Origin of the sequence: Empedobacter tilapiae, assembly GCF_004785645.1 — a bacterium.
In the GTDB taxonomy this organism is placed as follows: domain Bacteria; phylum Bacteroidota; class Bacteroidia; order Flavobacteriales; family Weeksellaceae; genus Empedobacter; species Empedobacter tilapiae.
The window spans coordinates 1-14,560 of the sequence record NZ_SRPE01000004.1; the positions used below are offsets into that span (position 1 = coordinate 1).

The 14,560-nt window shown below is 30.8% G+C and carries 13 protein-coding genes and 1 rRNA gene; 2 read left to right on the forward strand and 12 right to left on the reverse strand.

Going from position 1 to position 14,560, the window contains the following annotated elements; translation table 11 throughout:
• Positions 1-102 precede the first annotated feature (102 nt).
• Positions 103-211: ribosomal RNA gene (rrf, locus tag E4J94_RS05910) — 5S ribosomal RNA — on the forward strand.
• A 729-nt stretch (positions 212-940) separates the two neighbouring features.
• On the opposite strand, the gene lysS is transcribed toward rrf, so the two are convergent.
• The 12 genes from lysS to ruvX form a co-directional block, all read right to left on the reverse strand.
• Positions 941-2,641 (reverse strand): lysine--tRNA ligase, encoded by a 1,701-nt coding sequence (gene lysS, locus E4J94_RS05915; protein ID WP_135834939.1) that lies wholly within the window; start codon positions 2,639-2,641, stop codon positions 941-943.
• A 107-nt stretch (positions 2,642-2,748) separates the two neighbouring features.
• Entirely contained in the window at positions 2,749-3,729 is a 981-nt protein-coding gene (locus E4J94_RS05920) for a hypothetical protein (RefSeq protein WP_135834940.1), read from the reverse strand.
• A 76-nt stretch (positions 3,730-3,805) separates the two neighbouring features.
• Positions 3,806-4,744, reverse strand: coding sequence for a hypothetical protein (locus E4J94_RS05925; RefSeq protein WP_135834941.1), 939 nt, complete (start codon positions 4,742-4,744; stop codon positions 3,806-3,808).
• Positions 4,745-4,775: 31 nt separating this feature from the next.
• On the reverse strand, positions 4,776-6,152 hold the full coding sequence (rmuC, locus tag E4J94_RS05930) for a DNA recombination protein RmuC (protein WP_135834942.1): 1,377 nt from the start codon (positions 6,150-6,152) through the stop codon (positions 4,776-4,778).
• A gap of 105 nt (positions 6,153-6,257) precedes the next feature.
• Complete coding sequence (locus tag E4J94_RS05935) at positions 6,258-6,779, reverse strand: CvpA family protein (protein ID WP_135834943.1); 522 nt, start codon at positions 6,777-6,779, stop codon at positions 6,258-6,260.
• Positions 6,779-7,939, reverse strand: a complete 1,161-nt coding sequence (locus E4J94_RS05940) for a cysteine desulfurase family protein (RefSeq protein ID WP_135834944.1) — start codon at positions 7,937-7,939, stop codon at positions 6,779-6,781. Before E4J94_RS05940 ends, E4J94_RS05935 begins: the two co-directional genes overlap by 1 nt.
• 86 nt (positions 7,940-8,025) lie before the next feature.
• A complete protein-coding gene (locus tag E4J94_RS05945) occupies positions 8,026-8,835 on the reverse strand; it encodes a DUF4846 domain-containing protein (protein ID WP_135834945.1) in 810 nt (269 codons plus the stop codon).
• A gap of 19 nt (positions 8,836-8,854) precedes the next feature.
• Positions 8,855-10,846 (reverse strand): excinuclease ABC subunit UvrB, encoded by a 1,992-nt coding sequence (gene uvrB / locus E4J94_RS05950; RefSeq protein WP_135834946.1) that lies wholly within the window; start codon positions 10,844-10,846, stop codon positions 8,855-8,857.
• A gap of 337 nt (positions 10,847-11,183) precedes the next feature.
• A complete protein-coding gene (gene mazG / locus E4J94_RS05955; protein WP_135834947.1) occupies positions 11,184-11,948 on the reverse strand; it encodes a nucleoside triphosphate pyrophosphohydrolase in 765 nt (254 codons plus the stop codon).
• An 11-nt stretch (positions 11,949-11,959) separates the two neighbouring features.
• Positions 11,960-12,556 (reverse strand): DUF5606 family protein, encoded by a 597-nt coding sequence (locus E4J94_RS05960; protein WP_135834948.1) that lies wholly within the window; start codon positions 12,554-12,556, stop codon positions 11,960-11,962.
• A 20-nt stretch (positions 12,557-12,576) separates the two neighbouring features.
• Positions 12,577-13,152: a peptide deformylase gene (gene def / locus E4J94_RS05965; protein ID WP_135834949.1), complete on the reverse strand. Its 576-nt coding sequence runs from the start codon at positions 13,150-13,152 to the stop codon at positions 12,577-12,579.
• Positions 13,153-13,195: 43 nt separating this feature from the next.
• Positions 13,196-13,609 carry a Holliday junction resolvase RuvX gene (gene ruvX / locus E4J94_RS05970; protein WP_135834950.1) on the reverse strand — a complete coding sequence of 138 codons (414 nt, stop codon included), beginning with the start codon at positions 13,607-13,609 and terminating at the stop codon, positions 13,196-13,198.
• 91 nt (positions 13,610-13,700) lie between these two features.
• Between ruvX and E4J94_RS05975 the strand changes: the two genes are divergently transcribed.
• Positions 13,701-14,516, forward strand: a complete 816-nt coding sequence (locus E4J94_RS05975; RefSeq protein WP_135834951.1) for a 2,3,4,5-tetrahydropyridine-2,6-dicarboxylate N-succinyltransferase — start codon at positions 13,701-13,703, stop codon at positions 14,514-14,516.
• Positions 14,517-14,560 lie beyond the last annotated feature (44 nt).

A 14,560-nucleotide genomic window follows, 5' to 3' on the forward strand; every position in this document is an offset into this window, starting at 1 on the left:
ATAGAGAAGGTTAGTTAATCTTATTTGGATTAAGAAAGTAATACCAGATTGTATAATAATAATGTCAAGATATACTAGGAACTAAAACCTATTTAAAAATATTAGGGTGACTATAGCTGCAGGGCTCACCTCTTCCCATTCCGAACAGAGAAGTTAAGCCTGCCTGCGCCGATGGTACTGTTACTTACGGGAGAGTAGGTCGTCGCCAGTTTTTATTAAAAGCCTCAAGTGAACAACTTGAGGCTTTTTTGTGTTTATACTTTTTTGTACAATGTATTAAGTATTAAGTATTAAGTATTGAACATCTTATAACTCTCAGAACTCAAAACAAGAAGCTTCCTATGAGTCGATAAGAGGCTTCTAATTAGTCAACGAGAAGCTTCTTCTTAATAAAAAAAGGAAGCTTCCTTTATAATTCTCAGAACTTACTTGTTTAGAAGGTTACGGGTATAGATTAGTTCACGGAAGGGCATCGGTGAGTTGTTCAAAGGGCATCGGCGAGTTAACGGATGGGCATCGGTGAGTTCACGGATGGGCATGCGATGATTGTCCGATGAGCTTAGGAGTAAAAGAATGGTTTTTTTGTATTTCTGCTCGAAAGGAATTGAGTGTGTTGGGTAGTTAATTGTGCATTCTTTACAGGTGGAACTTTATAATAAAGTTCATTATAAGATTCAAATTCATAATTATTAAAAGTCTTACGAACTAAATATAATATATAAGTTGCAGAAAGTACCAAAAATAGAAAGGATAGAAATATAAATATTTTTTTCATAATTAATTTTATTAAAATATCCATTGTAGTATCTTTCATAGATACTTTTACATGTGGTATTCAATCAGATTCATTATCATAAATATATGAATTAAAAAGAATTACACATACAAAAAAAGCCCAACCAAAGTTGAGCTTTTAAAATATAGATGAAAGGGTAATAATTTACTCTCCTAAATATGCAACCGTTTTGGCATCGCCGTTTACAGTTACTTTAGTCAAGTTATATTTTGCTAAATTTTTCATTGATTTATCCCATTTTTTACCGCTTAAAGCAGCTTTGGATTTTAATTCATTCAAATCAATGTTTTCGTTAGCTTTTAAAATTTCAATAATTTGAGTTTCTTCTTCTGTCAATTCGTAAGCTGGTGCAGCTTTTTCTGGACGCATTTGAGGGAAGAATAAAACTTCTTGGATAGATGGATTATTTGTTAAGAACATAATCAAACGGTCCATTCCAATTCCTAAACCAGATGTTGGAGGCATTCCATACTCTAATGCACGTAAGAAATCTTGGTCGATAAACATTGCTTCGTCGTCACCTCTATCAGCTAAAGCCATTTGTGCTTCAAAACGCTCACGTTGATCTATTGGATCATTTAACTCAGAATATGCGTTAGCAATTTCTTTTCCACAAACCATTAATTCGAAACGCTCAGTTAATTCTGAATTATCACGGTGTTTTTTAGTCAATGGAGACATTTCTTTTGGATAATCTGTAATGAAAGTTGGTTGAATGTAGTTTCCTTCACATTTTTCACCAAAAATTTCATCGATTAATTTTCCTTTACCCATCGTCTCATCAACCTCGATTCCCATTCCTTTAGCAGCCTCGAATAATTCTGCTTCAGATTTTCCATCGATATCAAATCCTGTGAAATCAATAATTGATTGACGCATTGTTACACGTTTGTAAGGCGCTTTGAAATCAATTTTATGTTCTCCGAAAGTTGCTTCAGAAGTTCCATTAACAGCGATTGCACAATGTTCTAATAATCGCTCTGTGAAATCCATCATCCAGTTGTAATCTTTGTAAGCAACGTAAATTTCCATTGCTGTAAATTCTGGATTATGCGTACGATCCATTCCTTCGTTACGGAAGTTTTTAGAAAATTCGTAAACACCATCAAAACCACCAACGATTAATCTTTTTAAATATAATTCGTTCGCTATTCTTAAATATAATGGAATATCTAATGCATTATGATGCGTAATAAACGGACGAGCTGCTGCACCTCCAGGAATCGATTGTAAAACTGGAGTTTCGACTTCCATGTATCCACGATCGTTGAAGAAGTTACGCATTGCGCTGAATAAGCGTGTACGTTTTAAGAAAATTTCTTTTACTTGAGGATTTACAACCAAATCTACATAACGCATACGGTAACGTAATTCAGGATCTGTAAAAGCGTCAAAAACATTTCCTTCGTCGTCTGTTTTTACAATTGGTAATGGGCGTAAAGTTTTTGATAACAAGGTTAATTTTGTTACGTGAACAGAAATTTCGCCAACTTTAGTTTTGAATTCATATCCTTCAATTCCAATAAAATCTCCGATATCCATCAATTTTTTGAAAATTGTATTGTACTCAATTCCTTCTTCAGAAGAAGAAATATCATCTCTTGAGATATAAACCTGTATACGACCTTCGCTATCTTGTAGCTCAGCGAAAGAAGCTTTTCCCATTACACGAACACTCATCAATCGTCCGGCAAGCTTGACAACCTTTCCTTCTTCGTACTTTTCCTTAATTTCTTTAGAATTAGAAGTTACCACGAATTCTTCGGCAGGGTAAGGCTCAACGCCTAAGTCTCTTAATTGTTGTAGTTTTTCTCTACGAATAATTTCTTGTTCAGACAATTGCATAGTGAATATAATTTATATAAAATGAAAGCAAAATTATGAAAAATAATCTTGATTAACGAAGTTTTTATAATTTAAAAAAGTAAGAAATATCAGTATTGATGCGAGTTTTAGTCTACTAACTCAAAACGACGCTCTAATGTGTAATCAGTATCTTGAAATTTAACCTTTTTTGTTTCGATACTATAAGAAATCCAACCGTTATCCTTGATACGCGAAGTCGTTTTGACGTAATATTTTATATCGTCTTTCAATCTTTTTTCAGAAGGTTGTTCAGTACCCAATTTTGTTGCTAATTCTTTTAAATATGTGTACCAAGAATTGGCTAACCAATCTTTATCCGCTTCCTGAAAACTTGACATAATGTAATTTGTTTGCGAAATTCCAATCTCATTTAACTTCAATTCTGTTGTAGCAGGAGTAGGAGAAGTGCTGAACAAATTGTCCATATATGATTGATAAACAAATGGTGCATTTTCTAATGTAAAATTACTTTTTCCGTAAAAATGATGATATTGACGAATATCTTTATCAAATAATTTGACAATATTTTCTTCCGTAGAATATTGTTGAAGATTCTTTTTGATCAATGCAATTGCAGTAGGATTATCTAAGTATTTATTTTCTAAATCTTCTGAAGATAAAATAAGCTGTTTTATTGTTTTATCTAAATCTGTATAACTCAAAAATCTTCCATCTTGATCAACTTTAAAAGAAATAGAAACATTGTTAACTAAAGAAAAAGGATTATTTAAAAATGATTTTGAATTAAATTGAACATTTCTAAAACTCCACTTTACAATGGTTTCATTTTGATAAATATTTTCAACCTGAATAATAATGTTATATGTATATTGTTCTTGATGCGAAATCGTATCATCTTCCAATTTCACCTCACTTGTTGTTACATTATATCGTTTTTCGTTTCCAATATTCCAATATGTTTTAGGGAAAATAATCGTTTCTTGTGGCGCATTAAAAATGGTATCATTTTTAACGACTGGCGAAATTGTATCTTGAATAGGATCTTGAGCGAATATTTTTATTGAAAAAAATAGAAAAAGCAGATAATATGTAAAGTTAATTTTCATTTAAATACGATCAATCTTAGTCAAAATTAAACCAAATTATTCTAAAAAGGTCTTTATATCACTAAAAAATAAAATTTTAATCATTTAATAGTTTTATACTTAGATGATTGACTGTTTTTTTAGCACCAATGTTTAAACTAAACATATATTCTGACTTTAATAAGATAGAATTTAAATTATATGTATTTTCATATTTCACTTTTAATTCTACTGTTTCCGAATATTTTTTGATTTCTCTTTTTACTTGTTCTTGCGACAAATTCAATTTTGCATCATTCAGCATATAATACGCCATTTCTTCCCATAATTTCTCAAAATCATCTTTACTTAAATTTTGATCAGAAGCAATAGTATAAGTACCTTTTTCTTTGTCAATATTTTTTAAATAAGTATTTGTTGTAGAAGAGATAGGAAATCCAAAAATATTTTCTTGAACAGATTTTCCTTGATAATTTTCTCCTAATCGAAAATATTGTCCATTAAAATAATTAAAGACATGTATTTCTTGTTCAAAAACATATGGAACATAGGTCTTAGATTTCACCATTTCTTCGATATACGCAATATTTGCTTTATAATCATCCGATTTTTTGCGCTGTTTGCCGAGTTTATCGGTTATTTTAAGCAATTTTTCTTCAATCTGAGGAACATTTAATAATTCCAAAAATTCTCCAGAAGTATTTGTTGTGAATTGGTATTCAATTCCTTCTGAATTATTAATAAAGTCACGATAAAATTCATCAGGATCATTAGATTGATTTTTACCGTTAACAAAAGTATACTTATTAGCAAAATCATTCTTATCAACCAGTTCCATAGATTTATTGGATAGATTGATAACTTTAGAAATTGTATCATTTACAGAAATCGAAAAGTTACGATCTGTAAATGAATAATTATATATTTTATTTAATTCTAAATTTGGTTTTACCTGAACAGATTTTTCTTCGAAATTTACCTGCGCAAAAATAGCAGGAGAATATAGTAAAATCAACGTAAATAGGGTTGTTTTCATTCTCGTAAATAGTTGTACAAATATAGAATGATTATTGAATATCCGCGTTATTTATTGAACGAATCATTGTATCAATTGGCTTAGTTTCTGAAATTTCTTTTTCCATTAGAGTTCCACCTATTTCCTTGAGCTTTTTAACCTGAGGAATAAAGCGATTTTCCAGAGAACCAATAGCTTTGTTATAACTCTGAGTTGCTTGATTAAGATTATGTCCAACAGTTGCTAAATGCTGTATTAAAACATTTACACGATTATATAATTCTATTCCAGCATCACGCATTTGATAAATATTTTCAGCAACATTTAATTGTTGCCAACTAAAAGCAATTGTACGAAGCATCGTAATTAAAGTAGTTGGTGTTGCAATAATTATTCTATTGTTTAATGCATCTTCTATCAAAGTTCGCTCCAATTCTAACGCTGCACCAAAAGAACTTTCAATTTGTAAATACATTACTACATAATCTGGTGTTTCTGAGTATTGATTCCAATAAGCTTTTGAGCTTAAATTTTTAAGATGTTCTCGTACTGCTTTTGCGTGTAATTGTAAATGTTGTTTTCTCAAATTTTCATCTTCTGTTTCGAAAGCTAGCATATATTGGTTTAAAGGAACTTTAGAATCAACAATAACTTTTCTATTTCCAGGAAGATTAACGATTAAATCTGGACGAAGCAAACCATTTTCAGATTGAACAGAAGTTTGCTCTTCAAAATCACAAAAAGACGACATTCCAGCAAATTCAACTACTCTACGTAAACCAATTTCTCCGTATTTTCCTCTTGTATGTGAAGTTTTAAGTGCAGAAACTAATGTATTAGTTTCTTTTTGTAATTTATCGGTTGTTCCACGCATAGAATCTAAAAAAACTTTAATTTCTGAATAAGCTCCTTCACGAGCTTTTTCTATTTCATTAATTTTTCCATCAAATTTATTTAAGCTTTCATTCAATGGTTTGATTAACGAATCGATGGCTTGTTGACGTTTTTCTAAATCATTTTTAGAATCGGAAAAATGTTTATCTAAAGTTGTTTTTGCTAAATCAAGAAATTGTTCATTATTACTTCTCAAAACTTGCGCAGAAAGTGCTTCAAACTGCTCTTTTAATCGTTCATTTGTTTCTAGCATAAACGATTTTTGTTCTTCAACAGCTTTTATTGTTTCTTGATGACGAACACTTAATTCTGTATTTTTTTCGCGCTCTTTTTGCCATTGATCCAAATTGAAATTAGCATCATCTTTTATTTCGATAAACTCATTTTTTAGTGAATCATATTGTTTTTGAAGTTCTTGGTATTTAATTTCATTTCCGATAATTGCTGAATTAGCTTTTGATTTTGAATATAAAAAACTGATAAGAGCTCCAATTATAAAAAAAAGGATTGCTGTCAGAATAATTGTGCTGTTCATAATCTTAAAATTTAAACAAAGGAACAATTTTATACGACATGAAGTGTCGTTAGTGAATATTATTTAAATAAAAAAAGGATTTACTTTTAATAAATCCTTTTTATGTTATTTGATAGAATCTTGAGATTCATTTCTTAAGTTATCTTTTGTTTCGAAGATAGAATTCTTGATAATTTGAGAACTATCATTCAAAATTGGTAAAATCTGACTTTTTTCTTTTGTGTCTTTAAAACCTAATTCTAAAACTGGATCGATATAATATAAAATACTTGAGGTTAATAGCAAAGAAATTATTAATCCCAAAGCTGCACCTCCAAATCGATTGATGATTCCTAAACCAACAGCTTCTACTGTTTTTTGTGTTAAACTTGAAGCTAATTTAATAGTAAAAAAAGCAATTCCAAATGTAATAACCAATGCAACTAATGAAGTTAAACTATCTGCAACAATATTGTAAGAATCGACATAAACTTCAATAAGTTGATAGAATTTAAAACTTAACCAAATTGCGACAAAAAAACCGACTAAACCAATTAATTGAGAAATAAAACCTTTGAAAAATCCATTAATAAAACCAAAAGCTAATGCAATTAAAATCAGAATATCAAGTTGATTAAAATCTGTCATTAAGCGTTTTGTAATTGATGTTTTTCTGCTATTTTTTTCAAAGTATCAACTAAGATATTAATATCTTCTTTTGTTGTTTCATATGAAAAAGAAACACGTAAAGGAGTCATTTGATTAATTTCTTCTTCTGTGTATAATGTTTGCATTACTAATGAAACTTTTGCCGCACCTGAACTACATGCACTTCCTTGAGAAACAGCAATTCCAGCCAATTCTAATTCGAAACCAATTAATGTATCGTGAAAAGGTAATTTGATGCTTAACAAAGCATATAAACTTTTGTTTAAATCTTCTGATAATCCATTGAAAGAAACGCCAGGAATAGCTTCTTTTAATTGGTCAATTGTATATTGTTTAATTTCTTTGATATGATTAACATGAGTGTTTAATTCGTCTAATGCTAAATCTAGTGATTTCGAAAGACCTACAATCCCATATACATTTTCAGTTCCAGAACGTAAACCTCTTTCTTGTCCACCTCCTGCGATTAAAGCTTTGATATGTGATGCTTTTTTAGCATATAAGAATCCTGCACCTTTTGGTCCGTGAATTTTGTGTGCTGAGCAAGAAGCGAAATCCATTCCTAAATCTTGAAAATCTAAATCATAATGTCCAACTGTTTGTACAGTATCAGTATGAAATAAAGCATTATTTTCTTGACAGATTTTAGAAATGTATTTAACATCTGTTAAATTTCCAATTTCGTTGTTTGCATGCATTAAAGAAACTAAAGTCTTTTTAGATTGATCTTTTAATAAATCTTCTAATTGAGTATAATCAATATCTCCATTTTTTTGAACATTTAAACGGATCACTTCAACTTTTCCGCGATGTTCTAAATCTTTAATACTTTCTTGAACACATTTATGTTCCATATCTGTTGTAATGATACGTGTAACATCAAGATCATTTACACAAGAGCGGATAATTGTATTATTAGATTCAGTTCCACAAGAAGTGAAGTAAATTTCAGCAGGAGAAACGTTTAATCGTTGAGCAATATTTTTTCTTGACATCTCAATCAATGCCTTGGCTTCCCTACCAAATACATGTGTAGAAGATGGATTACCAAAAACATTTTTCATCACATTAGCCATTTCGTCAACTACTTCTGGACGAATAGCTGTTGTTGCTGCGTTGTCTAAATATACTCTTTGCATTATCGATTATTTTACTGTATTATTGTTTACATTAGGGTTTTGAACAACAAATTTAAGTAAAATGTAATGATTGGAAAAGTAAATTGTTATTTAAAACGCATTAAATCTGAAGATAAAAATCTCCATTCAGGAGTTAGTATTACACCTTCTTTAGCAATGTACCAAGGAGAAATTAAGTCGTTGCTAGGATTAGTAATGATTTGAATGTCTTGACTTGGATAATAACTTTGTGCTAAAATATAGATTTTATTTCCCATTTCATCTTGAGCAAGATCCATTACAATAACAGCATGACTTTTGATATTTCCTTTCTGGAAAAAAACATCTCCAATTTGTAATTCTTTGAATTGAATTGGTTTTAAAAGTTCAGAGATTGTGGTAGAGTTTGTGTTTTCGAGATAATATTGAGAATATTCCAAGTATTTTGAATAAGAATTATCACCTTTCACGTATTTTGTATATGGAGTTGGTTTGGATGAAATTTTAGCCAATTTATCCATTTCATTATATTTTTTTGAACGATAAAAATATTCTAAACGTAAACTCATAATTGCATTAGCGTTAAATTGAACATTTTTTTTCGGTTGTTCTAAATCTAATACTCCAATATAAATATTAGGGTTTGGTTTTCTTTGTCCATCAAATGTATAAACAGGCGTACTATTATTTTTGAGAGAAATATTGTTTAACCATTTTCCAAAATCGTTATAGTTCTGATTTCTATTAAAATTTGGGGGAGTATCAAATTTTTTAAAAATCTTTAACTCACGGGGATGAACAAGATTATATTCTTCGTTCTCTATTAATTCATTGTTACTAGAAGATTTAAGAATATGAGTATTACAAGAGGTAAGAAAAGAAAATAATATTAAAAATGTAAAACTTGAAAATTTCATTGAAACTAAAAAAAACTTGCTATTCTTTGGTTAAGAGTTGAATTTGATCTCTCAACTCAGCTGCTTTTATAAAATCTAAATTTTTTGCAGCTTTTTCCATTTCCTTCTGCAATTTTTGTACCAATTTTTCTTTATCTTCTGTAGAATAATTTTCGTTAATTTCTGCTGCTTGTTGAATTAAATGTTTTTGTTCGTATGGGTTTTCTTCAAATTCTGCTGCGGCTAAACTTAATTTAGTAATTTTTTTGTTTAATGCTTGTGGTACTTTATTGTGATCTTTATTGTATTTCATCTGAATTTCACGACGACGATTCGTTTCATCAATCGTTAATTGCATACTATCTGTAATTCTATCCGCATACATAATTGCTAATCCATTGATGTTTCTAGCTGCACGGCCAACTGTTTGTGTTAACGAACGATGACTTCTCAAGAAACCTTCTTTATCGGCATCTAAAATTGCAACTAAAGAAACTTCTGGTAGATCTAAACCTTCTCTCAAAAGATTAACTCCAACCAAAACATCAAATAAGCCAGCACGTAAATCAGCCATAATCTGAACACGTTCTAATGTGTCGACATCGGAGTGAATGTATCGACAACGAACACCATATTTTGTTAGGTATTTTGTTAACTCTTCTGCCATTCGTTTGGTTAAAGTTGTGACTAAAACACGTTCGTCTAATTCAACTCGCTTATTGATTTCCTCCATCAAATCATCGACCTGATTTTGTGTAGGACGAATTTCAATAATTGGATCTAATAATCCTGTTGGACGAATGACTTGCTCTACAACAATTCCTTCCGATTTTTCTAATTCATAATTCGCAGGCGTTGCCGAAACATAAATCACTTGATTTTGCAAAGCTTCAAATTCTTCGAATTTTAACGGACGATTGTCCATTGCGGCAGGAAGCCTAAAACCATATTCTACTAAATTTTCTTTACGCGAGCGGTCTCCTCCATACATTGCATGAACTTGCGAAACTGTAACGTGCGATTCATCAATCACCATTAAATAATCTTCGGGGAAATAATCTAACAAACAGAACGGACGAGTTCCTGGATCGCGACCATCTAAATATCTCGAATAATTCTCAATTCCAGAACAATATCCCAATTCTTTAATCATTTCCAGATCGAATTCAGTACGTTCTTGCAAACGTTTTGCTTCGAGATGTTTTCCTATTTCATGATAATATTCAACTTGCTTACCTAAATCAATCTGAATATCAGCAATTGCGCCATTCAAAGTGTCTTTAGAAGTTACAAAAAGATTAGCAGGATAAATATTAATTTTATCTAATTTAGTTGAAGTTTTACCTGTTTCAACATTAAAAACAGAGATTTCTTCGATTTCATCACCAAAGAAATTAATTCTGATTCCATCATCCGCATAAGCAGGAAAAATATCTAATGTATCACCTTTAATTCTGAAATTTCCACGTTGAAAATCACCTTCTGTTCTTGAGTATAAAGCCTGAACTAATTTATGTAAAAAAGCCGTGCGAGAAATAATTTGCTCAGTTTCAATCTGAATCACATTTTTATGAAATTCTGTAGGATTTCCGATACCATATAAACACGAAACCGAAGCTACAACCAAAATATCGCGTCGGCCAGAAAGTAGGGAAGAAGTTGTACTTAAACGCAGTTTTTCAATTTCTTCATTTATTGATAAATCTTTCTCGATATATGTTCCTGATGAAGGAATATAAGCTTCTGGTTGATAATAATCGTAGTAAGAAACGAAATACTCGACCGCATTATTCGGAAAAAATTCTTTGAATTCCATATACAACTGAGCCGCCAAGGTTTTGTTATGAGCCAAAACCAAGGTTGGACGTTGAACATCTTGTACAACATTAGCAATTGTAAATGTTTTACCAGAACCTGTAACACCTAAAAGTGTTTGATAGCGATCATTGTTTAGAATGCCATTTGATAATTCTTCAATAGCTTTTGGTTGATCACCAGTTGGTTTGAATTCAGAATTTAATTGAAACTGCATTCTACAAATTTACAAATTATTCAGATAAAAAAGATTGTTATGAATTGTGATTTAAAATAGAAGTTTTTAAAAAATAAAAAGGCGACTTTAAGTCACCTTTTCATCAAAACCACAAAAAAATGAGAAAACTGTTTACTTAGTAAACAAACTTCCTTCCATTATTACAAGCTATTGCCCGCTATAACCATTGCAAATATATGTCGGTTTTCTGTGCGTGCACAATAATTTGTAATACTTTGTTTTATTGGTGTCGATAAAAGATATTTATAATAGTGTTAAAACGCCTGAATATAATGTTTTCTTGAATTTGAATAAATTTTATAGTGTCAATTTTACACTAGCGAATTTTCGCTAAATTCCATAATTTATCTAATTCGGCAATGGTTAAATCTGCTATATTTTGATTCTTTTCTTTAGCGATTTCTTCTAATTTTTGAAAACGAGTGATAAATTTTTTGTTCGATCGTTCTAAAGCATCTTCAGAATTGATACCATTAAATCGTCCATAATTAATCAAAGAAAATAAAATATCACCAAATTCCATCTCTTTATCTGTTGGATTTTGTTCTTCTTTGAATTCATAAATTTCTTCAATAATTTTATCAAAAACTTGATCAGAATTTTCAAACTCAAATCCAACACCTTTTACTTTGTCTTGAATTCGGTAAGCTTTTATCATTGCTGGGAGAGAAGTAGGAACGCCAGAAAGTACAGATTTGTTACCTTCTTTTAGCTTGATTTGTTCCCAATTTTGAAGCACTTCTTCTTCTGTATTTGCTTCTACATCGCCGTAAATATGTGGATGACGATGAATTAATTTGTTACAAATACCATTTAAAACATCAGCAACATCGAAGTTGTTTTGTTCTGATGCAATTTTAGAATAAAAAACTAGGTGAAGAAAAACATCACCTAGTTCTTTTTTTATTTCATCTGAATCTTTTTCGATGATAGCATCCGAAAGTTCATAAATTTCTTCTATAGATAACGTACGCAACGTTTCCATTGTTTGTTTACGATCCCACGGACATTTTTCACGCAATTCATCCATTATATCCAACAATCTTTCGAAAGCTTTTAATTGATCTTTACGTGTATTCATCTCTAATTTAATTATTCAGCGTCTTTATCTTTTTTTGCTGTAGTTTTTTTAGCAGCAGTTTTTTTAGCAGGTTTTTCTTCAGCATCTTTTTTGTCAGCAGCCTTTTTAGCAGGAGCTTTCTTTTTTGGTTTTTCTTCCACAGCAACCTCTTCTGTAGCTGTTTCAACTTCAACTGGAGTTTCTTGTGCTTGTTGAGCAGCTAATGCAGCTTCTACTGCAGCTAAGTCGATGTTTAATAATCCGTTTTTATGTAAGATATTATACCATTGGAATAATTTTTTTAAATCAGAATCATAAACTCTTGAATCGTCATATTCTGGTAAAACTTCTTCCATATATTTACGCAATTCTGCTCCAGAAGATTTGTGATCGATTGTTTCACCTCCATTTTCTTTTTTATAAATTCTGAAGAAAACTTCTGCTAAAGGATATTCTTGTGAAACACCGTAAATCGCAACGTTGTCTAATAAACTAACATTATAGTTAGATGCGATTGAGATTTTTTTACCTTTTTCTAAATCTTCAACAACGAAACCACCTCTTGTTTGAGAAATTAAACGGTATAATCCTGGTTTTCCTGAAATTGCGATAACTCTTGATAAATCCATATTCTATTATGTTTAAGGGTCTATGAAGGGAATTTCATTTTGTAACTCGTGTTTACTTTCCCTTTTGTTATATTTTTTAATTTATTACTTATTAATTTCTTTTTAAAGCTCGAAATATAGTCAATAAAAAGCTTTCCTTCCAAATGATCGTATTCGTGTTGAATAACTCGAGCGCGAATATCCGAAAAAGTTTCGGTATGTTTGACCCAATTTTCATCAAAAAATTCTAAAGTAACCGATTCTGGACGTGTTACATCTTCGTGAATGTGAGGAATACTTAAGCATCCTTCAGTAAAAGCCCATTCATCTCCTTCAGAGCTATTGATTTTTTTTGGGTTGATGAAAACACGTTTGAAATCTTTCAATTCATCTTTTACATCATCATAATCTTCATCTTCTTCGAAAGGTGAGCAATCAACAACAAATAAACGTATATCTTTCCCGATCTGTGGTGCAGCAATACCAACTCCATTAGAGTCGTACATTGTATCAAACATATTCTCGATCAGTTCTTGTAAATTTTTATAATCTTGATCTATTTCTTGTGAAACTTTACGCAAGACAGGGTCTCCGTAAGCTACAACTGGTAATACCATTTCTGATCTTTTTTTATTAATTTAACGGCAAAGATACAATTTGTTATAGTTTATGTGATAAAAATGATTGTAAAATTATTACAGCACTCACTTTATCAACCATACCTTTTTCTTGACGTTTTTTCTTTTTTATCCCTCCAACAAACATTGCTTGTGAAGCCATTTTAGAAGTAAACATCTCATTTTCACGATGAACTTTAATCAACGGAAATTGTTCAGAAAATTTTTTCAAAAAAGGTTGAATTTTATTTTCAATCTCATTTAATTCTCCCGAAAAACGAACGGATAGTCCAACTACAAGGTCAGAAACGTTTTCTTTCTCGATATATTGTTTCAAGAAATCCATCAATTTTGATGTATCAATAGTATCCAATGGCGAAGCTATAATTTGTAATTCATCGGTTACGGCAACGCCTGTTCTTTTTCCTCCGTAATCTAACGCTAATATTCGTGACATTTGGCAAATTTAAAAAAACGATTCAATAATAAATAATCTCTATGAAATCCCTTGATTATAATTTTTATATTTGTGGCTATTATTAATAAAGATGGAGAATTTAAAACAAATCATAGAAAATGCTTGGGACAATAGAGAATTGTTACAAGAAGAGGCTACACAAGCAGCAATTCGCGAAGTAATTGAATTAATTGATAATGGGCAATTACGTTGTGCAGAACCAGTTGGTGAAGATTGGCAAGTAAATGAATGGGTGAAAAAAGCTGTTGTAATGTATTTCCCAATTCAGAAAATGGAAACTTTAGAAGCTGGAATTTTTGAATACCATGACAAAATGGAATTGAAACGTAATTATGCTGAAAAAGGAATTCGTGTCGTTCCGAATGCTGTAGCTCGTTATGGTGCGTATATTTCTTCAGGAGTTATTTTAATGCCTTCTTATGTAAATATTGGAGCTTATGTGGACGAAGGAACAATGGTTGATACTTGGGCTACTGTAGGTTCTTGTGCACAAATTGGAAAAAATGTTCACTTATCTGGTGGTGTAGGAATTGGTGGAGTTTTAGAGCCATTGCAAGCTGCTCCAGTAATTATCGAAGATAATGCATTTATCGGATCTCGTTGTATCGTTGTAGAAGGAGTTCGCGTAGGAAAAGAAGCAGTTTTAGGAGCAAATGTTGTGTTAACAGCATCAACTAAAATTATTGATGTAACAGGGAATGAACCAGTTGAAATTAAAGGATATGTTCCTGCTCGTTCAGTAGTTATCCCAGGTTCTTATACGAAAAAATTTGCTGCAGGTGAATATCAAGTTCCTTGTGCATTAATTATCGGAATTCGTAAAGAATCTACAGATAAAAAAACATCATTAAACGATGCATTACGCGAGCATAATGTAGCGGTTTAATTCAAGGAAATAATATATAATTATTTAGAACGATTTCTTTTTAA

Bases quoted from the DNA above. Each gene is read 5' to 3' on its own strand.
- lysS (WP_135834939.1), bottom strand. From the start codon at position 2,641: ATGCAATTGTCTGAACAAGAAATTATTCGTAGAGAAAAACTACAACAA.
- E4J94_RS05920 (WP_135834940.1), bottom strand. From the start codon at position 3,729: ATGAAAATTAACTTTACATATTATCTGCTTTTTCTATTTTTTTCAATA.
- E4J94_RS05925 (WP_135834941.1), bottom strand. From the start codon at position 4,744: ATGAAAACAACCCTATTTACGTTGATTTTACTATATTCTCCTGCTATT.
- rmuC (WP_135834942.1), bottom strand. From the start codon at position 6,152: ATGAACAGCACAATTATTCTGACAGCAATCCTTTTTTTTATAATTGGA.
- E4J94_RS05935 (WP_135834943.1), bottom strand. From the start codon at position 6,779: ATGACAGATTTTAATCAACTTGATATTCTGATTTTAATTGCATTAGCT.
- E4J94_RS05940 (WP_135834944.1), bottom strand. From the start codon at position 7,939: ATGCAAAGAGTATATTTAGACAACGCAGCAACAACAGCTATTCGTCCA.
- E4J94_RS05945 (WP_135834945.1), bottom strand. From the start codon at position 8,835: ATGAAATTTTCAAGTTTTACATTTTTAATATTATTTTCTTTTCTTACC.
- uvrB (WP_135834946.1), bottom strand. From the start codon at position 10,846: ATGCAGTTTCAATTAAATTCTGAATTCAAACCAACTGGTGATCAACCA.
- mazG (WP_135834947.1), bottom strand. From the start codon at position 11,948: ATGAATACACGTAAAGATCAATTAAAAGCTTTCGAAAGATTGTTGGAT.
- E4J94_RS05960 (WP_135834948.1), bottom strand. From the start codon at position 12,556: ATGGATTTATCAAGAGTTATCGCAATTTCAGGAAAACCAGGATTATAC.
- def (WP_135834949.1), bottom strand. From the start codon at position 13,152: ATGGTATTACCAGTTGTAGCTTACGGAGACCCTGTCTTGCGTAAAGTT.
- ruvX (WP_135834950.1), bottom strand. From the start codon at position 13,609: ATGTCACGAATATTAGCGTTAGATTACGGAGGAAAAAGAACAGGCGTT.
- E4J94_RS05975 (WP_135834951.1), top strand. From the start codon at position 13,701: ATGGAGAATTTAAAACAAATCATAGAAAATGCTTGGGACAATAGAGAA.